18 protein-coding genes and 11 tRNA genes are annotated in these 23,995 nt (G+C 36.9%); 22 read left to right on the top strand and 7 right to left on the bottom strand.

Annotated features, from left to right (window positions below; all coding sequences use genetic code 11):
- Positions 1–7 precede the first annotated feature (7 nt).
- The 11 genes from ACSU6B_RS24090 (at position 8) to ACSU6B_RS24040 (ending at position 1,688) form a co-directional block, all read left to right on the top strand.
- Positions 8–83 (top strand) — tRNA-Phe (locus ACSU6B_RS24090).
- 170 nt (positions 84–253) lie between these two features.
- A tRNA-Thr gene (locus ACSU6B_RS24085) sits at positions 254–329 on the top strand.
- Positions 330–355: 26 nt separating this feature from the next.
- A tRNA-Tyr gene (locus ACSU6B_RS24080) sits at positions 356–440 on the top strand.
- Positions 441–445: 5 nt separating this feature from the next.
- Positions 446–519 (top strand) — tRNA-Trp (locus ACSU6B_RS24075).
- An 11-nt stretch (positions 520–530) separates the two neighbouring features.
- Positions 531–606, top strand: a tRNA-His gene (locus tag ACSU6B_RS24070).
- A 31-nt stretch (positions 607–637) separates the two neighbouring features.
- Positions 638–712 (top strand) — tRNA-Gln (locus tag ACSU6B_RS24065).
- 4 nt (positions 713–716) lie between these two features.
- Positions 717–791: transfer RNA gene (locus ACSU6B_RS24060), tRNA-Gly, on the top strand.
- An 8-nt stretch (positions 792–799) separates the two neighbouring features.
- Positions 800–873: transfer RNA gene (locus ACSU6B_RS24055), tRNA-Cys, on the top strand.
- Positions 874–917: 44 nt separating this feature from the next.
- Positions 918–1,003, top strand: a tRNA-Leu gene (locus tag ACSU6B_RS24050).
- Positions 1,004–1,030: 27 nt separating this feature from the next.
- Positions 1,031–1,112, top strand: a tRNA-Leu gene (locus tag ACSU6B_RS24045).
- Positions 1,113–1,614: 502 nt separating this feature from the next.
- A tRNA-Gly gene (locus tag ACSU6B_RS24040) sits at positions 1,615–1,688 on the top strand.
- 79 nt (positions 1,689–1,767) lie between these two features.
- On the opposite strand, the gene ACSU6B_RS24035 is transcribed toward ACSU6B_RS24040, so the two are convergent.
- Positions 1,768–2,439: a B3/B4 domain-containing protein gene (locus ACSU6B_RS24035; RefSeq protein ID WP_410888810.1), complete on the bottom strand. Its 672-nt coding sequence runs from the start codon at positions 2,437–2,439 to the stop codon at positions 1,768–1,770.
- A gap of 112 nt (positions 2,440–2,551) precedes the next feature.
- Between ACSU6B_RS24035 and queG the strand changes: the two genes are divergently transcribed.
- The 6 genes from queG to yhbH all read left to right on the top strand — a co-directional run bounded on the left by queG (position 2,552) and on the right by yhbH (position 9,651).
- Positions 2,552–3,682 (top strand): tRNA epoxyqueuosine(34) reductase QueG, encoded by a 1,131-nt coding sequence (queG, locus tag ACSU6B_RS24030; RefSeq protein ID WP_410888808.1) that lies wholly within the window; start codon positions 2,552–2,554, stop codon positions 3,680–3,682.
- 85 nt (positions 3,683–3,767) lie between these two features.
- Positions 3,768–4,640: an amidase domain-containing protein gene (locus ACSU6B_RS24025; protein WP_410888807.1), complete on the top strand. Its 873-nt coding sequence runs from the start codon at positions 3,768–3,770 to the stop codon at positions 4,638–4,640.
- 73 nt (positions 4,641–4,713) lie between these two features.
- Complete coding sequence (gene trmL / locus ACSU6B_RS24020) at positions 4,714–5,187, top strand: tRNA (uridine(34)/cytosine(34)/5-carboxymethylaminomethyluridine(34)-2'-O)-methyltransferase TrmL (protein ID WP_410888805.1); 474 nt, start codon at positions 4,714–4,716, stop codon at positions 5,185–5,187.
- A gap of 52 nt (positions 5,188–5,239) precedes the next feature.
- The gene (gene nfsA / locus ACSU6B_RS24015) at positions 5,240–5,989 is read left to right on the top strand and encodes an oxygen-insensitive NADPH nitroreductase (protein WP_410888804.1); all 750 of its coding nucleotides are present in this window, start codon (positions 5,240–5,242) and stop codon (positions 5,987–5,989) included.
- A 324-nt stretch (positions 5,990–6,313) separates the two neighbouring features.
- Entirely contained in the window at positions 6,314–8,209 is a 1,896-nt protein-coding gene (locus ACSU6B_RS24010; RefSeq protein WP_088085888.1) for a PrkA family serine protein kinase, read from the top strand.
- A gap of 275 nt (positions 8,210–8,484) precedes the next feature.
- Positions 8,485–9,651 (top strand): sporulation protein YhbH, encoded by a 1,167-nt coding sequence (yhbH, locus tag ACSU6B_RS24005; RefSeq protein ID WP_215003926.1) that lies wholly within the window; start codon positions 8,485–8,487, stop codon positions 9,649–9,651.
- A 194-nt stretch (positions 9,652–9,845) separates the two neighbouring features.
- On the opposite strand, the gene ACSU6B_RS24000 is transcribed toward yhbH, so the two are convergent.
- From ACSU6B_RS24000 to nagE, 4 genes are all read right to left on the bottom strand, one after another.
- Positions 9,846–11,117 carry a cation:dicarboxylate symporter family transporter gene (locus ACSU6B_RS24000; RefSeq protein WP_410888802.1) on the bottom strand — a complete coding sequence of 424 codons (1,272 nt, stop codon included), beginning with the start codon at positions 11,115–11,117 and terminating at the stop codon, positions 9,846–9,848.
- Between the two features lie 198 nt (positions 11,118–11,315).
- Positions 11,316–12,209: a response regulator gene (locus ACSU6B_RS23995; RefSeq protein WP_410888817.1), complete on the bottom strand. Its 894-nt coding sequence runs from the start codon at positions 12,207–12,209 to the stop codon at positions 11,316–11,318.
- Between the two features lie 2 nt (positions 12,210–12,211).
- Entirely contained in the window at positions 12,212–13,492 is a 1,281-nt protein-coding gene (locus ACSU6B_RS23990) for an ATP-binding protein (protein ID WP_410888801.1), read from the bottom strand.
- 354 nt (positions 13,493–13,846) lie between these two features.
- The gene (gene nagE, locus ACSU6B_RS23985; RefSeq protein ID WP_410888799.1) at positions 13,847–15,736 is read right to left on the bottom strand and encodes an N-acetylglucosamine-specific PTS transporter subunit IIBC; all 1,890 of its coding nucleotides are present in this window, start codon (positions 15,734–15,736) and stop codon (positions 13,847–13,849) included.
- Between the two features lie 247 nt (positions 15,737–15,983).
- Here nagE and nagA point away from each other — a divergent pair, with 247 nt between their 5' ends.
- The 5 genes from nagA (at position 15,984) to ACSU6B_RS23960 (ending at position 20,605) form a co-directional block, all read left to right on the top strand.
- Complete coding sequence (nagA, locus tag ACSU6B_RS23980; protein ID WP_410888797.1) at positions 15,984–17,183, top strand: N-acetylglucosamine-6-phosphate deacetylase; 1,200 nt, start codon at positions 15,984–15,986, stop codon at positions 17,181–17,183.
- Positions 17,180–17,935 carry a glucosamine-6-phosphate deaminase gene (gene nagB / locus ACSU6B_RS23975; RefSeq protein ID WP_410888796.1) on the top strand — a complete coding sequence of 252 codons (756 nt, stop codon included), beginning with the start codon at positions 17,180–17,182 and terminating at the stop codon, positions 17,933–17,935. Before nagA ends, nagB begins: the two co-directional genes overlap by 4 nt.
- Positions 17,936–17,959: 24 nt before the next feature.
- Positions 17,960–18,682, top strand: a complete 723-nt coding sequence (locus tag ACSU6B_RS23970) for a GntR family transcriptional regulator (RefSeq protein ID WP_410888795.1) — start codon at positions 17,960–17,962, stop codon at positions 18,680–18,682.
- Positions 18,683–18,703: 21 nt separating this feature from the next.
- Positions 18,704–19,441 (top strand): SIS domain-containing protein, encoded by a 738-nt coding sequence (locus tag ACSU6B_RS23965; protein WP_410888794.1) that lies wholly within the window; start codon positions 18,704–18,706, stop codon positions 19,439–19,441.
- A 456-nt stretch (positions 19,442–19,897) separates the two neighbouring features.
- Positions 19,898–20,605, top strand: a complete 708-nt coding sequence (locus ACSU6B_RS23960; RefSeq protein ID WP_410888815.1) for a CAP domain-containing protein — start codon at positions 19,898–19,900, stop codon at positions 20,603–20,605.
- Between the two features lie 43 nt (positions 20,606–20,648).
- Here the strand turns inward: ACSU6B_RS23960 and ACSU6B_RS23955 are convergent, their stop codons facing one another.
- Together ACSU6B_RS23955 and ACSU6B_RS23950 are read right to left on the bottom strand one after the other, a co-directional pair.
- Positions 20,649–21,695: an ATP-binding protein gene (locus ACSU6B_RS23955; RefSeq protein ID WP_410888793.1), complete on the bottom strand. Its 1,047-nt coding sequence runs from the start codon at positions 21,693–21,695 to the stop codon at positions 20,649–20,651.
- A gap of 351 nt (positions 21,696–22,046) precedes the next feature.
- Positions 22,047–23,573, bottom strand: a complete 1,527-nt coding sequence (locus tag ACSU6B_RS23950) for a diguanylate cyclase domain-containing protein (protein ID WP_410888792.1) — start codon at positions 23,571–23,573, stop codon at positions 22,047–22,049.
- Positions 23,574–23,995: the final 422 nt, after the last annotated feature.

Below are 23,995 nucleotides of genomic sequence, written 5' to 3'. Positions count from 1 at the left end.
CTATTATGGCTCAGTAGCTCAGTCGGTAGAGCAAAGGACTGAAAATCCTTGTGTCGGCGGTTCGATTCCGTCCTGAGCCACCATTTATATTAAAAAACTTGCCGGGGTAGCTCAATTGGTAGAGCACGACCGAATATGCTTCCTGAATTATCTTCAGCATACTGACCGAGTTGCTGCTTGTATAAACTTCCTGAGGTCAGGATGACGATAACTAGGACAGCGTGGATAAATCAAATAATATACCAAACTTTATGCCGGGGTAGCTCAATTGGTAGAGCAACTGACTTGTAATCAGTAGGTTGGGGGTTCAAGTCCTCTCGCCGGCACCAGAAGTTACACAGTGAATATAATATGTGGAGGGGTAGCGAAGTGGCTAAACGCGGCGGACTGTAAATCCGCTCCCTCCGGGTTCGGCGGTTCGAATCCGTCCCCCTCCACCATTTATAGGGGTATAGTTTAAAGGTAGAACGAAGGTCTCCAAAACCTTTGGTGTGGGTTCAATTCCTACTACCCCTGCCAATTATATTGTGGCGATTGTGGCGAAGTGGTTAACGCACCTGATTGTGGTTCAGGCATTCGTGGGTTCGATTCCCATCAGTCGCCCCATAATATGATTATTAAATAATTAGAATAACATTGGGCTATAGCCAAGCGGTAAGGCATCGCACTTTGACTGCGACATGCGTTGGTTCAAATCCAGCTAGCCCAGCCAATTTGCGGAAGTAGTTCAGTGGTAGAACATCACCTTGCCAAGGTGGGGGTCGCGGGTTCGAATCCCGTCTTCCGCTCCAATATATATGGCGGCATAGCCAAGTGGTAAGGCAGAGGTCTGCAAAACCTTTACCACCGGTTCGAATCCGGTTGCCGCCTCCATAAAACATTTGCTATGTATGGATTAAAACAGGTAATTAGATTTTGCCGGGGTGGCGGAACTGGCAGACGCACAGGACTTAAAATCCTGCGGTAGGTGACTACCGTACCGGTTCGATTCCGGTCCTCGGCATTGCTTTATCAAAACAATTTTATACGCGCCGGTGTGGCGGAATTGGCAGACGCGCACGACTCAAAATCGTGTTCCGTGAGGAGTATCGGTTCGACCCCGATCACCGGTATCAATTTGTTTTAATAAGAAAGTTGCTCATAAAAATATGAGCAACTTTTTTTGACTAAATTTTATTTTGTTCTTTTCTAAAAGATTGTTGCTCATAAAATTCGCCCATAAAAACACTATAATCGCCCATAAAAGTTCGAAATTCGCTCATTAAAACCCAAGATTCGCTCATAAAACTCAAAAATTCGCCCATTGAATAGTAAATCGTTAAATCAATCAAAAAATTACAAATAATGAAGTGTAATTTTACACAAAATATAAATTTTAATGAGCATCTCCTTTATAATTGCATCATTATTGACGAAAACAGACTAATGGTATAATCCATAATCTCCATAATCTTTTATGAAGACTGTCAAACTAAAATTCTTGTTTCTTTCCCAAAATATGCAACACTCTTAAATAAATTCGACAAAATTTGCGTTTTTCCCTTGACGATACTAAAAATAGTGTGTAATATAGAAAAGGTCAGTTGATGATTCAAAAATTTGTCACTTATTAATGCGGGTGTAGTTTACTGGTAAAACCTCAGCCTTCCAAGCTGATGTAGTGGGTTCGATTCCCATCACCCGCTCCATACATATTAACTAACGCAGTGTATCGTTACATAAGAGAACGATGCATTGCGTTTTTTTCTATAGAAAGAAAAAGATGTCCTATGGACACCTAAGGATTTGGAAGGAAGCATCTCCTCCATGTAATTTTGTAAACATATTCATTAAAGATTCTGTTAGTTTCATCGCGTTTTCAACGTCGGTTGAAGGCCTCAAATAAATAATTTGCAGGGCATTTTTAGTAGCAAAAGTTACTGGTGTTCTATCAGAATCGACGAATGGGCTTCCAAATGGCCCCAGTTCATCACAAGATACAATTAGTCGATTTAAAGAATTTATTCGCCCATTCAATCCGGTATATTCCTCACCCACCGTTCCCAACCGAATGCTCACCCCTCCCTTTATGAGATTCAGGTCATATATTCCGATTGGTACTTGATATTGTAAAGAGAAAAAATTATTTATATCAATCGCACTCTGAACGGAAGTAAGGTAATTTTGTTTTTGTACTCTCCTGTATAACGCCTCTACTGAGGGTCGATACCTGTTCGGGTCTTTACCGATTTTTTTAAAAATAGTACGCCATTCCTGAATGCCAGAGAGTTCAGTAACATTTTTATTTTCTAAATCAAAATAAATAGATTCTTGGAAAAGCTGGAGTCTTCCTTTTATCATTTGCTGCGATTCCCCGACCATAATATCTTTATATTCAATTATCCCCAGCTTAAAGTTAGGTATTTGCTCAAATAATTCCTGTGAGAGTTGAATTTCCAACCATTTCACCTCCAAAATTCATTGAAAATAGTTTATCATAAATAGATGTGCATCTAATAATATAACGAGCCAATTATTAAAATAAATGACTTCTAGGGAAGGAGGGGATCAAATGGATGTCCTAAACTTAAAGGAAGAACTAATCGCCTATAGTAAAGAAATTGGAATCGATAAAATTGGTTTCACAACCGCAGACACGTTCACTGAATTGAAAAACCGATTAATAAGGCAACAGGAACTCAAATACCAATCAGGATTTGAAGAACCAGATATAGAGAAGAGAGTGACCCCTTCATTATTACTAGAGGAACCTCGTTCGATCATTTCCATTGCCATTGCTTACCCTTCCAAAATGAATTACCGTGTTGAGAGTAAAAAGGGTGAGAGAAGAGGGATTTTCAGCAGGGCCTCTTGGGGTCTCGACTATCATCATGTTCTCAAGGACCGGCTACACAAACTTGAGGAGTTTATCTCTGCAAAATTTCCAGAAGCTAGGTTAAAATCGATGGTTGATACTGGAGAACTCTCAGACCGCGCTGTGGCCGAGCGTGCTGGAATTGGTTGGAGCGGAAAAAATTGTTCCATTATTACACCGGAGTTCGGATCATATGTTTATCTTGGGGAAATGATTACCAGTATCCCTTTTGAACCAGATACACCAATTGAAAATCAATGCGGGTCATGCACAAAGTGTTTGGATGCTTGTCCAACAGGGGCACTTATACAAGGTGGACAAATTAATGCACAGCGCTGTATTTCTTATTTAACACAAACAAAAACATTTATCCCAGATGAGTTTAGAGACAAAATTGGTAACCGCGTCTATGGCTGTGATTCTTGCCAAACAGCATGTCCGGTTAACAAAGGGAAGAATTTTCATTTCCATGAGGAACTTGAAGCAGATTCTGATATTGCCAAACCGTTACTAAAGCCAATCTTAAAATTAAGTAATCGGGAATTTAAAGCTAAATTTGGTTACGTTGCTGGTTCATGGCGAGGGAAAAAGCCGATTCAACGGAATGCGATTATCGCGCTTGCCCATTTTAAGGATATAACAGCAATTCCTGAATTAGTGGATGTATTAGAAAATGAGGGAAGCCCAGTATCAAGAGGAACAGCTGCCTGGGCCCTTGGGAAAATTGGCGGTGAAACTGCTTTTGCTGCCTTAAAAAAAGCTCAAGAGCTTGAAACCGATCTGGAAGTACAAAATGAAATAGAAAAAGGTTTAAGTTATTATAGGTAAAAATGAGTGAACTCAAGGGTTTGCTCATTTTTTTTGATTGAAATCCTGTCTTCTCTCATATGTATGAGAGAAAGGGGTGAGAAATATGCTTCATTTGATACAAGATTTATTTGATAAAAGAGTAAATCAATTTGTCTCCGATAAAAGAACACATAAAGTATTTTTTCCAAAGGCTGAAATAAAACAAAGTGCATTGTCAAAAAGGTCTGCAGAAATTGTCAAAGTAAAAGCAGCCGGCAGAATCATAGAAAGAAATGAAGAGGATGAATTTCAAACAGTAAAATATCATGCTCATTATCAATATTTAATTAAACAAAAAGGTATTCTTTACATGGAGGAAGAAGTCGAAGAAAGATTAGCTAAGTTTTATAAAGAGGCTTTAGTGATGGATGAGGAAATCAACCCTTATGATCATCAAGAGCCTTATCAAGTACCAATTACACAGAGCTTTGAGGATAGTGATGAACGATTAAGCTTTCAATACAACCGCTTAAAAGCTGTACAATATGCTGAACGCTGGTGGAATAGCTACAATCCTGCCTACAAAAAATTTGAGAATGATTGCACCAACTTTATTTCACAATGCCTCCATACGGGCGAAGCGCCGATGAGAGGCTATCCAAATCGGAGCATAGGGTGGTGGCTCCAAAATAAGAATTGGAGCTACAGTTGGGCGGTGGCACACTCATTTAAGCTTTATTTTGCACATTCTAAAAGTGGTTTACGGGCACGGGAAGTCAGCAGTCCTGATCAATTATTATTAGGTGATGTTATTTGTTACGATTTTGAAGGGGATGGACGATTTAATCATAATACAATTGTTACGGGTAAGGATGCACATGGAATGCCGTTAGTGAACGCCCATACCTATAATAGCCGAATGAGGTATTGGGCATATGAAGATTCATCTGCCTACACACCTAAAATAAAATATAAGTTTTATACGATTCTGGGTTAAAAATGCATCATTATTGAAAGGATAAATCATAGTGGTATAATGGCATGTAGAGTTTTTTATCGAGGTGAGAAACGTGTCAATAAATGTAGTATTATATCAGCCACAGATTCCTTCTAATACAGGTAATATAGCAAGAACATGCGCCGGAACAGATACCAATTTACATTTAATCCGTCCATTAGGTTTTTCGACCGATGACAAAATGTTAAAAAGAGCAGGTTTGGATTATTGGCAACACGTTAATATTGTCTACTATGATTCACTTGATGACTTTTATAAAAAGAATGCTGGCGGTGATTTTTTTTATATCACAAAATTTGGTCAAAAGCCTTTTAGCAGCTTTGATTATAGTAATTCAAGCAAAGATTACTATTTTATCTTTGGACGGGAAACGACAGGACTTCCGAAAGATGTTATTGAAAATAACAAAGACGTCAGTTTGCGGATCCCTATGAATGAAAATATTCGTTCCTTAAATTTATCCAATACAGCTGCCATTCTTATTTATGAAGCACTTCGTCAGCAAAACTATGCACATTTAAAATAATAAAAGGAGGTCCTATCGGGCCTCCTTTTGATGAAATGAAAGGATGTTTGTCATGAATGAAGTTATCAAAACAATTCTTAATCATCGCTCCCTTCGTCATTTTGAGGACAAGCCATTAGCAGATGAACAAATCAAAACGATTGTTACTAGTGCCCAAGCAGCGGCAACATCAAGTTTTATTCAAGCCTACTCTATTATTGGTGTTAAGGACAAAGAGAAAAAGAAAAAATTAGCTGAGATTGCTGGTAACCAAGAATATGTTGAAAAAAATGGTCACTTTTTTGTTTTTTGCGCCGATCTTTATCGTCACACCATTATTGGGGAGAAGGAACAAAAAGATGTTACTCCATCTATCGAAAGTACTGAAAAGTTCATGGTTGCTCTAATAGATGCTTCTTTAGCTGCACAAAATGCAGCGATTGCAGCGGAATCGCTTGGGTTAGGAATATGTTACATAGGTGGAATTCGCAATAACCTAGAAGAAGTTAAAAAGCTTTTAAAGACACCCGAGCGGGTTATTCCTTTGTTCGGACTAGCTGTTGGAGTTCCAACCAAATTGACAGACAAAAAACCTAGGCTCCCGTATGAGCATGTTTACCATGAAGATGAATATCAACAAAACTCTGAAGTTTATCTTAGTCAACTGCAAAAATATGATGAATTAATTTCTTCCTATTATGAAGAGCGGACCAATGGGAAAAGAAAGGACCGCTGGACTGACCAAATAGCTACTATGCTTGATAGGAAGAGTAGAATGTATATGAAGGAGTTTGTTCAAAAAAATAAACTTAATCTTAAATAAAAAAACTGCCGATTGGCAGTTTTTTTATTTTGAAGAACCTGGTTTGTCATTATAACCCGATGTGAAGATTGCCGCTAAAAACGTGACCATTACTAAACAAACGATGAAAGTGTTCATATTTATGTAATCCTCCTTCGTCATACATTTTTCATTTTTATCACACATATAGTTTTATTATAGCCTATCTTATAAAAATGAAAAGAGGGAGATTCTTTTTATTAATACAAAAAATATAGACGCTACTTGGAATGGTACGCATGTTCAAAAGCTTATCAGCATAGAGTATATTAATCGTCTCTGATTAACCTACAGGGGGAGGGCCTTATGGATATTCTAAAAAAAATCGAGATGTATCGCGAAGAAGAAGAAAAGCTACGGTGGGAAGGGTCATTCGCAGATTATTTACAGTTGTTGAAAGAGAAGCCATGGGTTGCACAGTCGGCACATTCACGAGTTTATAATATGCTTAAAGATGCAGGAATTACTGAAGAAAAAGGGACGAAAAAGTACGAATTCTTTAGCAATCAATTATTTGGTTTAGAGGAATCGCTGGAACGGCTTGTTGAAGAATACTTCCATCCGGCAGCAAAAAGGCTGGATGTAAGGAAGCGTATTTTGTTATTAATGGGTCCTGTAAGTGGAGGGAAGTCAACTCTTGTTACCATGCTAAAAAGGGGACTTGAAGCTTACTCTCTCACGGATAGAGGCTCTGTGTTTGCCATTAAAGGATGCCCAATGCATGAAGATCCACTTCATTTAATTCCACATCATTTACGCAAGGATTTCCATGATGAGTATGGAATTCGCATCGAAGGTAATCTTTCTCCATTGAATATGATGCGTCTAGAACAGGAGTATGGTGGACGAATCGAAGATGTTTTAGTAGAAAGAATCTTCTTCTCCGAAGATAAGCGAACCGGAATCGGAACATTTAGCCCATCCGATCCGAAATCACAGGATATTGCCGATTTAACAGGAAGTATTGATTTTTCAACCATTGCGGAATTTGGTTCCGAATCAGATCCACGTGCCTATCGCTTCGATGGTGAGCTTAATAAGGCGAACCGTGGAATGATGGAATTCCAGGAGATGTTAAAGTGTGATGAGAAATTCCTTTGGCACTTGTTGTCTCTAACTCAAGAGGGGAATTTCAAAGCAGGCCGGTTTGCCTTAATTAGTGCTGATGAGCTAATCGTAGCGCACACGAACGAAACGGAGTATCGCTCCTTTATCTCCAATAAGAAAAATGAAGCACTCCACTCAAGGATAATTGTTATGCCTATTCCTTATAACTTGAAGGTGTCACAAGAAGAGAGAATTTATGAAAAGATGATTAATGAGAGTGATGTTTCTGATGTTCACATTGCACCACATACATTAAAGGTAGCAGCGATGTTTACCATCCTTACTCGCTTAAAGGAACCGAAAAAAGGCGATATTGATTTACTTAAGAAAATGCGCCTTTATGATGGAGAAAGTGTGGAGGGCTTTAATACGGCGGATGTGGATGAACTTAAGAAGGAATATCCAGATGAAGGTATGAGTGGTATTGATCCTCGTTACGTGATTAACCGGATTTCATCCACGATCATTCGTAAAGAAATACCTTCAATTAATGCACTTGATGTATTAAGATCATTAAAAGATGGGCTGGATCAACACCCGTCCATCACTACAGAGTTACGTGAACGTTATATGAATTATATCTCATTAGCCCGTAAAGAGTATGATAATATTGCCAAGAAGGAAGTCCAAAAAGCATTTGTTTATTCATACGAAGAGTCAGCTAAAACGTTAATGGATAATTACCTTGACAATGTTGAAGCTTATTGCAACAAATCGAAGCTTCGCGATCCACTTACTGGAGAAGAAATCAATCCAGATGAAAAGCTCATGCGTTCCATTGAAGAACAAATCGGCATCTCTGAAAATGCGAAAAAGGCTTTCAGGGAAGAAGTACTAATAAGAATTTCTGCTTTTGCAAGAAAAGGCAAACGTTTTGACTATAACTCTCATGACCGCCTGCGTGAAGCCATTCAAAAGAAATTGTTTGCAGATTTAAAGGATGTAGTAAAAATCACCACTTCATCGAAAACACCTGATGAACAGCAATTGAAAAAGATTAATAACGTGGTGGCCAGGTTGGTTGATGAGCATGGCTATAATACAACTTCAGCTAATGAATTGCTGCGTTATGTTGGTAGTCTATTAAATAGATAAGTGGATTAAAATAGCTAGGACTGGCAGAAGGTAATCTGTCAGTCTATTTTTTTCCTTATGATGATAAGGAGAAATCCCGGTGCATCCACATGGATAATTTGTCCAATTTAGTAGGCAAAAGCACAATTGTCAAAATAATTTGTAAATTATTCTATTTTTCTGCATAGGATAAAGTAATCCATATTTATCTTAATTTTTTCATTCGAGTTATATTATGAATTTGATAAAAATTTGTGCATATTGGAAACTAATAAATTAATAAGGAGGGGTTTACATTGTCAGTTAACAACCATCAATATGTCATTTCAAGAGAAGATTGGTCCCTCCATCGTAAAGGCCACGATGATCAGCAGAGGCATCAGGAAAAAGTCCAGGAGGCAATTCGCAACAATCTTCCAGACTTAATTACAGAAGAGAGCATAATTATGTCTAATGGTCGAGATGTAGTAAAAATTCCGATTCGTTCATTGGACGAATATAAAATTCGTTATAATTATGACAAAAACAAACACGTGGGCCAAGGTGATGGTGACAGTCAAGTAGGTGATGTCGTTGCACGTGACGGTTCTAGCGGCCAAAAGGGACCAGGTAAAGGCCAAGGAGCGGGAGACCAAGCAGGCGAAGATTATTTTGAGGCAGAAGTATCATTAATGGAGCTTGAGGAAGCCCTATTTAAACAATTGGAGCTTCCAAATTTAAAGAGAAAAGAACAAGAAGAGCATCTCGTTGAAAATATTGAATTCAACGATATACGAAAAACAGGTTTAATGGGGAATATCGATAAGAAACGAACGATGATGTCTGCATTTAAAAGGAATGCAATGAGCGGGAAGCCTGCTTTTCACCCTATTTATAAGGATGATTTGAAATTTAAGACTTGGAATGAAGTAGTTAAACCGGATTCCAAAGCGGTGGTCATCGCAATGATGGATACAAGTGGAAGTATGGGGATATGGGAGAAATATATGGCACGCAGCTTTTTCTTCTGGATGACACGCTTTTTAAGAACGAAATATGAAACAGTGGAAATTGAGTTTATTGCGCACCATACTGAGGCTAAAGTTGTTACTGAGGAGGACTTTTTCTCTAAGGGTGAAAGCGGTGGGACAATTTGTTCATCTGCATACCGCAAAGCCTTAGAAATCATTGATGCCAAATACAATCCACGTAAGTTCAACATCTATCCATTCCACTTCTCAGACGGTGATAATCTCACATCGGATAACGCCCGCTGCGTGAAGCTAGTTGAGGAATTAATGAAGGTGTCAAACATGTTCGGGTATGGAGAGGTAAATCAATACAATCGCCATTCAACCTTAATGTCAGCCTATAAGAACATTAAAGATGATCAATTCCGCTACTATATTCTTAAGCAAAAAGCAGATGTATTTCATGCGATGAAGAGCTTTTTCCAAGCCGAAGAATCGAAATTATTCGCTTAACAAAAACGACTGGTGTCAGGCACCAGTCGTTTTTTGCTATTGCTACAAGTTACTTTACATTAATCTTTGTGGAATTGGTAAAGATGACAGGGGGATAGCAGAAGATACGGATTTCTTAAGTGAAATCCAAGTTGGATTATTAATACAAATGAAAGGCGATGACTGAGTTTCATCGCCTTTTTGTGTTTACCATCTTATGCAGCTTTATCAATGGAAGTGATATATTCTTTACCTTTCTTTGAATCAAATCGTCCTTCCCACTTAGACATAACGATTGCTGCCAATGAGTTACCGAATACATTAACAACGGTACGAGCCATATCTAGAAGTCTATCGATACCCGCAATAAATGCGAGGCCTTCTAGTGGAATGCCTACAGTTCCTAAAGTTGCTAATAGAACCACAAAAGAAACACCCGGTACACCTGCAATTCCTTTGGATGTAACCATTAATACTAACATTAAAGAAATTTGTTGAGAAATACTTAAATCGATTCCATACATTTGAGCAATGAAAATTGCTGCTAGCGCTTGATAGAGGGTAGAACCATCTAAGTTAAATGAATAACCTGTTGGAATAACAAAGGAAACAACATCTTTCGGACACCCGTATTTCTCCATTTTTTCCATCACTTTTGGCAAGACGCTTTCTGAACTGGCCGTTGAAAAAGCTAAAATTATTTCGTCCTTTAATATCTTTGTAATATGAAGAATGCTGGTCCCACATATCTTTGCTATAGCACCTAACACAACAACAATAAAAAAGAACATTGCGGCATAAACACAAATGACTAATTTTCCAAGGGGAATTAAGGACGCTACTCCAAATTTTGAAACCGTTACACCTATAAGGGCAAAAACGCCAAATGGTGCAAATTTCATAATCCGATTTGTTACCCAAAACATGGCATCGGCCGTACCTTGGAAGAATGCAAGAACTGGTTTTCCTTTTTCACCGATTGCTGCAATTCCTAACCCAAACATAACGGAAAAGAAAATGATAGGAAGCATGTCCCCATTTGCTATAGATTCGAAGATATTTTTCGGAACAATATTAACAAATGTATCCATAAAACTATGACTTGTTACTTCACTTGTTGAGTCTACATATGTTTGTATATCGCCTTTAGCCAGTTTGGCCATATCCACACCTACACCTGGCTTAAAAATATTCGCTGCAAGCAAACCTATTATGATAGCGATCGATGTAACAATTTCAAAGTAAAGAATGGTTTTCCCACCGAGTTTACCTAACTTTTTCATATCCCCGGTTCCGGCAACACCAAGGATTAGTGTTGAAATAACAATGGGAACCACAATCATTTTTATCATTCGAATAAAGATGTCACCAATGGGCTGTAAATAGGTTGCAACTGCAGGATTTCCGTAAAAAATGGCTCCGACAACAATCCCCAAAATCAATCCAACAAGTATTTGATAACCTAAGCCAAACTTAAATTTCTTCATCCAATATCCTCCTTAAAATATAAAGTGCAAACGCTTACTATTTTTTCTGTAAATTTTAAGATGTAAGTTAATTATATAAGGAGATTATTAAATCCTACTAAATCCGACATAACTGATTATAAAATATTTACGTTATTTTGAATTGACAGAAAAAACTCCAGAACTTAGCTAAAGATCTGGGGAAATAAATCGTTTCTTTTATGAAGTTTGAGAGTATTTTTCTGCTGTATCAAGGAACAAAACTTGGAGGAATTTTTTAATATTAATTTTTACTTTCGTTGCTTCATTGCTATTTTGATTCAATTCTTTCATTCGTACCCTTATTTCTTGAAAATCGAAATAACGGGGTGCATAATATTCAAAATTGGGGTTGGTATAATCCAATGTTCCTAATGAAGCCAAGTTGTTAAGTGCTGCTATAATGGCTCTGCGGAGACGCTGTTCAATCGATTTCGTTTCTTTTTTAATATCCAGGATGTCTGCTTTATTCGAACTGGAAATAGCTTCGTATAAATCCTTGAGAGGGGGCAATAGTGCAGTGGAATCATTGCGATTTATTAAAAATTCCATCATCAATACCATATCCCCACTTCCTGATTCTCCGATAATCCCCATATCATTTAATATGGAATATACGATTTCTTTCACACTTAGTTGTTTTTGAGTAAACTTGTCTGATTCCATGTATGCCAAGGATTCCCGAATAGTCATTAACGATTGTCTAAGGCGATATTGTCCTACTGTTTTTTTGAGAATGCTTTGTACTTCTAATCGGTTGATTGGTTTATGAATAAAGAACTCAACACCCTTTTCATAAGCTTCACCGACAATTTCTTTATTTTCGATTTGAGAAATCATGATGAATTGTCCTTGAAATCCTTGAATCCTCAATTGTTCAATTGTTTCAATTCCGTCGAGATTAGGCATTAAAAAGTCGATTAAGACAACATCTGGACGGATCGAAAGGATGAGCGGAAGCGAATGGGCGCCAGATTCTGCTTCACCGACTACATCTCCTAGCTTGCCCTCTGAAATGATTTTCTTTAGCATTCTACGACTTGCTGTATCGTCGTCTACTATAAAATATCTCAGTTTTATTCACCTTTCTTTCTTATGTTATCGGTAGGAATTTTGATTCGAAAAGTAGTACCTTCATCTTGTGATTCTACTTCAATTTGGCCTTGAAGAGTATGAACAATTTCATGTACATGAGATAGACCAATCCCTGTTGCACCAACCCCATGATTATTGAATTTTGTTGTATAACCAGGTTCAAAGATGATTGATAGGTCCTCTTCGGGAATTCCATTTCCAGAATCGTTTATAGTGAAATAAATAAACTCTAGTTCCTCGAAGATATCTATAACGATTTTTCCTTTTTCCGAAATGGCCTCAACAGCGTTAGCGGTCAGATTATTCAATAATGCCAGTAATTGAATTTTTTGATGGGTATAAAAATCGGTAGAAATTGTCAGATTAAACGATATTTTTTTGTCTAACATTTCACTATATTTTTCATTTGCTGTAACCACAAATCCTAGCACATCAGAAAGAAAAAGATCATCATTACTTTTTTGAATCGTTATCTTGGACAGACCTGAAAGTATCCGCTGTGAATCCTTTTTCACTTCATGTATTTCTTGAGCAATGAGCAATGCTTGCACGCTTAGCTCGCCCTGATTGCTCTTCTTTAATTTTCGATATAAATCATGGCAAGATGCCGTGATTTGTTCAATATGATTCATTGATTTCTGAAGGTAGAGAGTTTCCGAATATAATTCCGATCCAACTTCGAGCATTTCTTGCATTCGTTTTTTTTGTTCCGAAACAGTTATGGAACTATATAGTCCTACAACGAAGTAGCTCCGGAATAAGGCAACCCCGCTTAATAATGCCCATTCGCTAAAGCTCGAGTTCTCATGATTTAATAACAGGTAGCGCATCAGGTGCTCTGCGCAGTTTGCGATAAACTCTATTCCTGCAGCCAAAAAACCAAGTATAAGGGGAAAAGTTTTGTATTTCTCTATTTTAATCACGCTGAGCCCTAAACCAAACAAGAAATAAAACAGAAATGCAGGCAGATGATTCTTTATGTTTGCCAAGAAAGGAACGGGATCGATCATCAAATCTCCAAGAATGCGAAAACAAACGACAATCATGCCAGTGAAGAACCCTGTTAGAGCTAATGAAGCTGGTGGCTGAATAAGAATTATTAGAAAAAAAGTAATACTTCCTAATCCGAAACGAAAAGCCTCCCCATTGAAAGGAATTACTTTGATTTCGCTAGCAAACGCGGTTAACAGACCAGTAAGAATTAAGGAAATCCATCTAGATTTGTTAAAAAATATCTCAAAAAATGAAAATGAAGAAAACATTTATGTCTCCTTTGAAGTAATGAAGGCACCTAACTAAACAGGTGCCTTTACTTATCAAGATAATTTATTTTACCATTTCCTGAGGCAAATCAATATATTATAACCTGTTTTTTGTGAATGTATCAAAAGATGTCATTTTTCATCCATATGATGCGGATGCGATGTGCTTGCACCAGATAATAAAATTTCTTTAAGAAAAGTAAACATACTGCCATTTAAAAGATTGATTAAATAAATTCAATCGTATAAACATGGACTTCATGTATTTCATGCGATGAGAGCTTTTTCCAAGCCGAAGAAGCGAAACTATTCGCATAAAAGAAACGACAGGTGCCTGACACCTGTCGTTCTTTTTTATTCAATCGATAGAATTCCACTTTGACCTTGAGGCGTGTGTCCTTGTTTCTTTACATTTAATTTTGTTAGGTTCGTAAAGATAATAGGAGTAACAGTAGATGGAGCTGACTTCTTGATAAAATCTAAATCAAATTTTAGTATTTCTTGCCCTTTTGTAATCTGCTCGCCTTCTTTTACAAGAACTGTAAAACCTTCTCCTTTTAAATTCACAGTATCCATCCCAACATGGATGAGAATTTCATATCCTTGTTTTGATTTGAGTCCAAGGGCATGTTTTGTTGGAAATATATTAATGATTTCACCGTCAACAGGTGAAACTACTGAACCTTTAGATGGAACGATTGCAAAACCATCACCCATCATCTTTTGTGAAAAGACCTGGTCTGGAACCTCATGAAGTGGAATAATTTCTCCTTCAATAGGCATAATAAATTCTTTTTCCGAAAGAGGTAGTTTCCGATTCTCTTTCACTGATGTGTCTTCGTTGGGAATAATATCAAGATTTACATTGTCCATATCAATTTTCTTCATAGCATCAGCAACAAATTCTACTTCTGTACCAACCACGATTTGCAGATTGGTTTTATTTAACTTCATAATTCCTTTAGCACCATGCGCTTTGAGGGCAGATTCGCTTACCTTCTCCATATCCTTAATATTTAAGCGAAGGCGTGTTGTGCAATTATCAATTGTTGTAATGTTTTCTCTTCCACCAATATCATTAATAAAATGATAAGCCATCGTTTCATATTTATTGTTACCAACAGTGGCAGCGGGAGTCGCATTATCGAAGTTTTCGTCATCATCCTCACGGCCAGGTGTTTTAATATTAAATGCTTTAATTAATCCGTAGAAAATAACGAAATAAATAACGGCGTAGACAAGACCTACTACTAATAACAATAATGGCTTTTCAGCGATGTTAAAGTTTAATGCATAATCAATAGCACCTGCAGAAAAAGTGAAACCATCACGAATTCCAAGCATCGATGTGATCACAAAGGATAATCCTGTTAAAACAGCATGAACACCATATAATAATGGAGCAATAAACATAAATGAAAACTCAACTGGTTCTGTAATCCCTGTGAGGAATGAAGTCAATGCTAGACCAATAAACATTCCTAATGTAGCTTTTCTTTTCTCCGGTTTTGCGGCAGCCACAATAGCAAACGCTGCACCAGGAAGTCCAAACATCATAACTGGGAAGAATCCAGTCATATAACCGCCCGCAGATGGATCTCCAGCAAAGAAACGAGCAATATCTCCGGTTTTACCAGCATACTCTCCAAATTGGAACCAGAATAAACTGTTTAATACATGGTGCAATCCTAAAGGAATGAGCAGACGGTTTAAAAAACCGAAAATACCTGACCCGATTGCTCCTAAGCCTATAATCCAGTTGCCGAGCCCATTAATGCCATCCTGAATCGGCGGCCAAGCAAATCCGGCAATTCCAGCTAAAAGAACCATTGCAATGGAAGTAATAATTGGAATAAACCTTCGGCCACTAAAGAAGCCTAACCACTCAGGCAACTTTATATCATGGAAGCGATTGTATAATAATCCCGCAATAATCCCGGCTAATATTCCTCCAAGAACTCCCATATTAATATCTTTATCAATTGCTTTTGTTCCTTCAGTTAAAACCAAGTAACCTATTGCACCGGATAATGCAGCGGCACCGTTGTTATCCTTTGAAAAACCAATGGCTACTCCTATCGCAAAGATTAATGCTAAGTTTGCAAAAATTGCGTTTCCTGCATTTGCTATAAATGGAATATCTAATAAATCGGGTTGTCCAAACCGGAGCAATAGCCCTGCAGCAGGCAATACTGCTATCGGAAGCATTAATGCTTTACCAATCCGTTGTAAAAATCCTAACATAATAGTCCTCTCCTTTTTAAAAGTCATTCTAGTGAAAGCGCTTTTCCATCAGTAAATATATCACTAAATATTTATAGATGTCTATACCAATTTTTAATTCAATAATAGATATTTAAATTCCTTTACGATAATTGATGACCGAAAGTTGGAAAATTTAAGTTTTTCGATTCAATTAAATTGGTATAGACAACTAGAAAAGGGTGATGCTAATATATAGTATAGAAATACCCGAAAGGAAGTAATTTCTATGATTCAAAAAATTAATCATATTTTGCTTAAGGGAATCCAAGTTTATGCAGAAGATATATTAATTGAAAATGGATTTATTAAAATTAATAACGGAAAAATAGTGGAAATCGGATCAATGGAAGAACTTGAAAATGAGAATGAATTTGAAGTTATTGAGCTTCCTGGGCACTATAAAGCAATTCCCGGTTTAATCGATGTTCATATTCATGGGGTCAATGGTGCTGATACGATGGACGCCACTAAGGAAGCACTAGACACAATGGTTACAGCTTTACCGAAAGAAGGAACTACGAGTTTTTTAGCCACAACAATGACCCAAGAAGGTAAACAAATTGAAAATGCTTTAATAAATGCAGCGCAATACATTGAAAAGCAGAAACCAAATGGAAAGGCCGAAATACTTGGCCTCCATCTTGAAGGGCCGTTTGTAAACGCAAAAAGAGCAGGGGCACAGCCGATACAGCATATTATTGACCCAGACCTTGCTTTATTTCAAAAGTGGCAAAATCTTACAAACGGAAATATTAAACTTGTTACACTTGCGCCAGAGCGTACAGGTGGATTAGAAATGATTCGATATTTAAAGTCAAATGGGATCATTGCATCAATTGGTCACACCGATGCAACCTTTGATGAGGTTGATCAAGCCATTGATGCTGGTGCAAACCACGTAACCCATCTTTTTAATCAAATGAGGGGACTGCATCATCGTGAACCCGGTGTCGTGGGTGCAGCTTTTTTACGAGATGAATTAAAAGCTGAAATTATCGTGGATGGGGTGCATGTTCGTCCGGAAATGGTAAAACTTGCTTTCAAACAAAAGCAAAGTGAAGGGTTAATCTTAATAACCGATTCCATGCGGGCGAAATGTTTGAAAAATGGTAAATATGATCTTGGTGGTCAAGAGGTAACGGTAAGAAATGGAAAAGCAGTCCTTAAGGACGGAACCCTGGCAGGAAGTATTTTAAAATTGGGGCATGCAGTAAAAAATATTATTGCTTACACTAGCTGTCCACTTGAAGATGCCATTGAAATGGCTTCAGTAAATCCAGCAAAGCAGTTGAATATCTATGATCGGAAAGGCAGTATTGCTGTTGGAAAAGATGCAGACATTGTCATTCTTGATGAGCAACTGGAAGTTTATATGACACTTTGCCATGGGGCAATTGCATTTAATAGGGAGGAAAACTCAAAATGAGAATTATCGAAGTAAAAGATTATCAACAAATGAGTAACAGAGCGGCTGAATTTATCATTGAAAAGGTAGTTCAGAATCCAAGTATTAAACTTGGATTAGCAACAGGTGGGACACCAATCGGAACCTATAAAAGTTTAATCGAGGATCACAAAATGAATGGGACGTCTTATCAGAAAGTAACCACATTTAATTTGGATGAGTACATGGGACTATCAGGTGATAATAAGAACAGCTACCGGTATTTTATGAATAACCAACTTTTTAATTATATTGATATGAATAAAGCTAAAACCAATATTCCAAGCGGTATTGCTGCTGATTTTCAAGAAGAATGCAATCGTTATGAAGATTTAATTGCTAAGCATGGCGGCGTTGATTTACAAATTCTCGGAATTGGCAGTAATGGGCATATTGGATTCAATGAACCAGGAACTTCCTTTGGTTCCAAAACGCATATTGTAAAGTTAGCACCTTCAACCATTCAAGCAAATGCAAGATTTTTTAACCGAATTGATGAGGTTCCTACAAAAGCGATTACGATGGGGATTGCAACCATTATGAAAAGCAAAGAAATTCTTCTTCTCGTTTCAGGTGAAAAGAAAAAAGAAGCACTGTTTAGACTTTTGAACGGCGAAATTAATGAAAGTTTTCCTGCATCCGTGTTGAAAAATCATCCCTGTGTTACAATTATTGCAGATAAAGCGGCAATAGCAGATCTAAAGATTCACTATAGCGCAAAGGTGCCAATGTAAAGGAAAGGGTGCAGTTGGAGGAAAATGATTAATAAGAATTCTCCCATTCCAATTTATTATCAACTTGAAGGATATATCAAAGAGTTAATTGAAAACGGCGAATTGCGACCTGGTGATTCTCTCCCTCCTGAGAGAGAATATGCGGAGAAATATCAAATTAGCCGGATGACCGTTAGACAGGCCTTTACACAGTTAGTAAATGAGGGCTATTTATATCGTTTGCAAGGAAAAGGAACATTTGTTGCAGAAAGAAAAATCGAACAGCCCCTTCAGGGATTAACAAGCTTCACAGAAGATATGAAGGCAAGAGGATTGGAACCAGGGAGCCAATTAATCCACTTTGAAATTATACCCGCGACAAAACAAATAGCAGGTCAGCTTTTGATTTCAGAATATGGACCCGTTTATGAAATCAAACGGATTCGTATGGCAGATAGTGTCCCAATGGCCTTAGAAACAAATTATATTTCAGCAAATCTCGTTAAAGGACTTACGGAACAAATTGTAAATAAATCCCTATACTCACATATTGAAGGACAGTTAGACTTAAAAATTGATAGCGCTTCTCAGATTATTGAATCATCAGTTGCCAGCCAAAGTGAGGCAAATTATTTAAAGATTAGCAAAGGGTCACCAGTTATGTTAATCCAAAGAAATACTTTTCTTAAAGATACTACCCCGGTTGAATTTGTTAAATCTGTATATCGTGCGGATCGTTACAAGTTTATGATTCAGATGAAACGCTGAAAACAAAGGAGATTATTTATCTTGTTCAATCTTTATTTTTCTAAGCTTAAAGAATTATTAAGCTTAATCGAAAAAGATGAAAATGAAAACCTAAAAAAAGCTGCAAAGAAAGTGGCCAAGTGCATCCAAAAGGATGGGATTGTTCATGTTTTTGGTTGCGGACATTCCCATATGCTTGGGGAAGAACTATTCTACCGAGCTGGTGGACTGGTTCCAATTAATCCAATCCTAATAGAAGATTTAATGCTGCATAAAGGGGCGGTTCGCTCCTCTCAATTAGAAAAAGAAAATGATTTTGCAGAACAATTCATGAAAAATGTTAAGATTCTACCTCAAGATGTTGTCATTGTCGCATCAACCTCTGGCAGGAATCCTGTGCCAATTGATGTGGCCGAGATTGCTAAAAATAAAGGTGCATTTGTCATTAGCGTCACATCGTATGTTTATACAAAAATCGTGAAGTCAAGACATAAAAATGGTAAATATTTGTATCATACGGCTGACCTTTCCATTGATAATCATATTAAAGTGGGTGATGCATTAATGGAGCACGAGTCAATTGGTGTAAACTTTGGTTCAGGTTCAACGGTTGTAGGGACAGCAATTGTTAACGGAATAATGGTTGAAGCCATTCGCATAATGATTGAAAATAATTTTGAACCGCCAATCTTTAAAAGTGGCAATGCAGATGGTGCCGAAGAACATAATCGAGATCTTATTAACAAATATAAAGGCCGAATTCCGATGCTGGAAAATTGACCCTTAAAAACAAGCCGACAGTTTCAATAGTTGGTTTTTTTTGTGGAAAATTGTTATTATGCCCGATTATTAAATACGTTTATTTTCCATCAATACTTTCTTTGAAAAACATTAACACTATGAAGGCAACATGAATTTCAAAAGGAGGTATTTCGATTGATAAAAAAACCAGTTGGGTTACTGTTAACAGCGGTCTTAACAATGGGCCTTGCTGCTTGTAATAACAATGATAATAAAGAGATAAATGATCAAGGGTCAAATCGTATAGGAATGAACACGAATAACAGAAACAATACCCCTTATATGGATGTACGTAATGGGAGAGATGATGGGATCGACCACAATGGTCCTTTAACTGAGGATTATACGAACAATAATAACAGCGAATCTGATTCTGATGTAAATTTTTATAACAATAAACGAAAAAATAAGAAAAATTACAACAACAATGATGATATGATTTCTGCATATCAAACAAATTTGAACAGTAATCAATACCCTCATACAAGGGCGGTATTAATCCAAGATGCAAAGTACCAGTTTATTCGTCTCGATCCTAGACTAGGTAATTTGGCACTCCAACAGATCCAACCTTATATTCAGCAGCAAAGACCGAATGGACAAGCACCAGTCCAACAACAACCGGCACCAACTCAACAACAACCAGCACCAGCACCTATCCAACAACAGCCAGCACCGAAGCAACAACGGCCAGCTCCACCACAAGCCCAACCTGCACCAAAACAGCCAGCTACTACACAAAATAATACACCAGCTACTGGGACAGTTAGTCAATACGTACAACAAGTAATTGACCTTACAAATGCCCAACGCAGTAAAAACGGACTTCCTGCTCTAAAGGCGGACACACAGTTAAACAGTGTTGCACAGAAAAAATCGTTGGATATGCAGCAAAAAAATTATTTTTCACATACAAGCCCTACCTATGGATCACCATTTGACATGATGAGAGATTTTGGCGTGACTTATAAATCTGCAGGTGAAAATATCGCACAAGGACAACGAACGCCACAAGAAGTAGTAACTGCTTGGATGAACAGTGAAGGGCATCGTAGAAATATCTTAAGTTCAAATTTTACTCATATTGGGGTAGGATTTGAAGCGACAGGCAAACATTGGACCCAAATGTTTATTGGTAAATAAAGCGAACAAACCGACAAAAGTTAATCTTCTGTCGGTTTGTTTTTTAAATGATAATATTTTCTTTTTTCATTATCGACGAAATCGTTGGAAATTTAAAATGAAAAGTGGTTCCCATTCCCACTTCACTTTCAGCCCAAACCGTACCATCCATTGCACGTGCTATGCTGTAAACCACCATCATACCTAAGCCAGTTCCATTTTTTCCTTTTGTAGAATAAAATGGTTCTCCTAATCGCTCTAGTTGTTCTATGTTCATTCCTACACCAGTGTCCTTCACACTAATGGTTACATTGTTTTTACTATACTCCGTTGTGACAGTTAAATAACCTCCATTAGGCATTGCTTCAATCGCATTTTTGAGGACATTCACAAAGCATTGACGGAACTTTTGCCCATCTCCTTTTATAAACCCAATCACTGAAAAGTCTGTGTTAATCTCGACTGAATTTTGATGGGCTAAGGGCTGAAGAATATTAATTATTTGCCGTAATTCACTTTTTACATTTATTTCCTCAAATGACTCGATCGATGGTTTTGCAAAGGTTAAATAATCTTGTATAACCCGTTCAGCCGAAATTAATTCCTCTTTTACAATCGATAAATATTCTTTCCGTTTATGCCTTGAAAGATAATCATCTTGCAGGAGCTGAACAAACCCGCTAGCTGCAGTTAGTGGATTTCGAATCTCATGGGAAATGGCAGCTCCCATTTGTTCAACTGCTTTTAACTTTTCAGCTTTAATCAGCTGCTGCTGCATTTCATTATTTCTTCTGACAAATTCAATCCCATATGAAATGATCCCAATCCCGAGAGAGGGAATGAATAAGAACGCAGTCCACGCATCCAGCCAATAGGAATGAGTATTGGCGAAACTCATCCCGATAACTGTAATAACGCCGAGGAGTATTCCCAAACATACTGTAACGAAAATACGGCGTACTGGAATTTGCTTTAAAAACCAAGGATATAATCTCCAGAATATTATCGAGAGAGGTGCATAAAGCATAATGGTTTGAAAAAAGCCTAAATCAAAACCATAGAAACCCCGAATAATAATAATTACTCCTATAAGAATCGGGCCAATTCCCACATAAAGGGCCCCCAAAACCAAAGGAATAATCCTTAAATCATATCGAACATATGAAATCGGATTGTATGAAAATTGAATACATAACCATAACATGGCAATAAAAAAGATTGTAAGTGAGGGTTTGGATAGGGTGAATTTTTTATAATTATCGAAAAAAATTAAACAAAAAAACAATAAAACGATATATATTGAGAGGTTTAAGAAAAGATGTTTCGTAATTTCCATTGTCTCACCATCCAAAAAGGGCTGATAGGAAAATTTTACATGTATTTTCCGCATTATACAACAAAATTTGCATAATATTTAGAAAAATATGTTTTGAATTGATAAAAAAAGGAAGGCTTGTATTATTTACAAGCCTTCCATGCTTAAATGAGAAGATGAAATTGTATTTCTACCTTTTGTCTTAGATAAATATAATGCCGAATCAGCCATTTGAATTAATGCTTGCGGTTTTTCTAAAGTTGTTGGAACCATTGTGGCAAATCCAATACTTAAAGTAACAATATCAGCAATGTCAGAACTACTATGAGGAATTTTAAGTAACTTAATTGTCTCCTGAATTTGATAAGCAATTTTCATCCCTTCCTCTATGGTTGTAGAAGGAGAGATGAGAGCAAACTCCTCACCTCCATAACGGCAAAAAGTATAATGAGAGTTAACAGCCATTTGATTGTTAATAGCTTGTGCGATTGATTGTAAGCAAAAGTCTCCAGTTAGATGGCCGTATGTATCATTGTATTTTTTAAAGTAATCAATATCAAACATAATTAATGTGATTGGCGTATGACTTATAGAAGAATTAGCCCATGCTTTATTAAGTGTTTCGTCAAAATATCTTCTGTTGGCAATCCCTGTTAGTCCATCTAAGTAGGATAGTTGATTGAGTAATTGATTTGCCTCTTGTAGTTTTTGTTCGGTACGTTTTCGATCAGTAATATTTCTTGATACAATAATGACTTTCTTACTTCCATCTTCTTCGAAATGAACGCTTTTTAAAGTAGATTCAATCCAAACATAATCTCCTTTATTCGTACGGTACCTGTAAGTTGATTCAGCCCCACCCTCATGAAGTGCTTTTTCAAACATGTCTTTTGTTTGTACAACATCATCTGGATGAATAAAAACCTCCATTTTTTTTCCGAGAAGTTCAGGATACTCAAAATGAATAACTTCTTTTACAGCGGGTGAAATATAAATATATTCGGCTTTTTCGTTGTGCATTGTAATCATGTCACTTGAATATTCAGCTATGAGGCGAAAACGTTCTTCTGTTTCCTTCAATTTCATGACATTATGTTTTAATTGATTTTGTACTTCGTATGACTTCACCACGAAAACAAAAAAATGATAAGCAAAAAAACCACCAATGAGAGAAATTAAATAATGTATGGTTAAAACACTTTTGAGCATTTGGAAGTTGTCAATTCTGATAATGAAAATGAGTGATACAATTAATAAACCAATCAGATTCATTATGAAAGCCTTTAAAGTTCTGGAATAGTTTAATGTTGCGATTCCACCACAGAGGATGCCTGTTAATACAGCCCCGATTGCTCCCAATAAGGAAGATTCATTCATACCAAAAAGAAGGATTCTTCCTGCTGCAATAAGAACAGCAGCCAATAATGCTGGGATATACCCACCGAAAGTTGCTGCGATCACTATTGCCAAATGGCGTAGATCAGCAATCGTGTTTACGTTAATTTGAATGCTAAACGACATTAAAATATTCCCTAGAACTCCAAAACAAAATCCCCAATATAATTTTGAGGATAGCGGAGAGGAAGGATTAATTGGCTTATTTTTAAATAACACTCCCATAATAGAAAAGGAAGCAATTAATAGTGAGGCATTTGAAACAAAATCTTTTAACATGCATACTCTCCTGGAATAGTGAATAAAGTTCTTAGAACTATTGTGCAATATTATTTCATAAATTATTTGCATCTTTCCAATTATACTATGAATTAGATATTTATGACAAAGTTAGATTAAAAAAGGCTCCCTTGTGACGTTCTTGAACAGTAGTGTCAATTTTTTTTAATTACATCAATATACTACTTCTGACTACAAACTATCTTAGGCACTTAATCACGTAAGTGAAGGGACCTTAATATTTGGAAAATTTTTTTATTAAACGCTTACAAAAAATCTGTTGACTGAGTAAATAGTCGATGATAAGATACAACTATACTAATTAATTAGTTCAATAAACTAATTAAAAGAAATGCACTAATATTTTTTTAATAATCTTTGAAAGGGATTTCAAAGTACTGAAGGTTCAAAAAGTTTTAAGG

Source organism: Neobacillus sp. C211 (assembly GCF_051842875.1).
GTDB lineage: Bacteria > Bacillota > Bacilli > Bacillales > Cytobacillaceae > Neobacillus.
Note: the sequence above shows the minus strand (reverse complement) of the source record. Positions and strands in the feature narration are given on the sequence as shown.

What these genes read in the sequence shown, in the direction of transcription:
- queG (WP_410888808.1), top strand. Translation starts at nt 2,552, where the DNA reads ATGGATGTCCTAAACTTAAAGGAAGAACTAATCGCCTATAGTAAAGAA.
- ACSU6B_RS24025 (WP_410888807.1), top strand. Translation starts at nt 3,768, where the DNA reads ATGCTTCATTTGATACAAGATTTATTTGATAAAAGAGTAAATCAATTT.
- nfsA (WP_410888804.1), top strand. Translation starts at nt 5,240, where the DNA reads ATGAATGAAGTTATCAAAACAATTCTTAATCATCGCTCCCTTCGTCAT.
- ACSU6B_RS24010 (WP_088085888.1), top strand. Translation starts at nt 6,314, where the DNA reads ATGGATATTCTAAAAAAAATCGAGATGTATCGCGAAGAAGAAGAAAAG.
- ACSU6B_RS24000 (WP_410888802.1), bottom strand. Translation starts at nt 11,117, where the DNA reads ATGAAGAAATTTAAGTTTGGCTTAGGTTATCAAATACTTGTTGGATTG.
- ACSU6B_RS23990 (WP_410888801.1), bottom strand. Translation starts at nt 13,492, where the DNA reads ATGTTTTCTTCATTTTCATTTTTTGAGATATTTTTTAACAAATCTAGA.
- nagE (WP_410888799.1), bottom strand. Translation starts at nt 15,736, where the DNA reads ATGTTAGGATTTTTACAACGGATTGGTAAAGCATTAATGCTTCCGATA.
- nagA (WP_410888797.1), top strand. Translation starts at nt 15,984, where the DNA reads ATGATTCAAAAAATTAATCATATTTTGCTTAAGGGAATCCAAGTTTAT.
- nagB (WP_410888796.1), top strand. Translation starts at nt 17,180, where the DNA reads ATGAGAATTATCGAAGTAAAAGATTATCAACAAATGAGTAACAGAGCG.
- ACSU6B_RS23970 (WP_410888795.1), top strand. Translation starts at nt 17,960, where the DNA reads ATGATTAATAAGAATTCTCCCATTCCAATTTATTATCAACTTGAAGGA.
- ACSU6B_RS23960 (WP_410888815.1), top strand. Translation starts at nt 19,898, where the DNA reads ATGATTTCTGCATATCAAACAAATTTGAACAGTAATCAATACCCTCAT.
- ACSU6B_RS23950 (WP_410888792.1), bottom strand. Translation starts at nt 23,573, where the DNA reads ATGTTAAAAGATTTTGTTTCAAATGCCTCACTATTAATTGCTTCCTTT.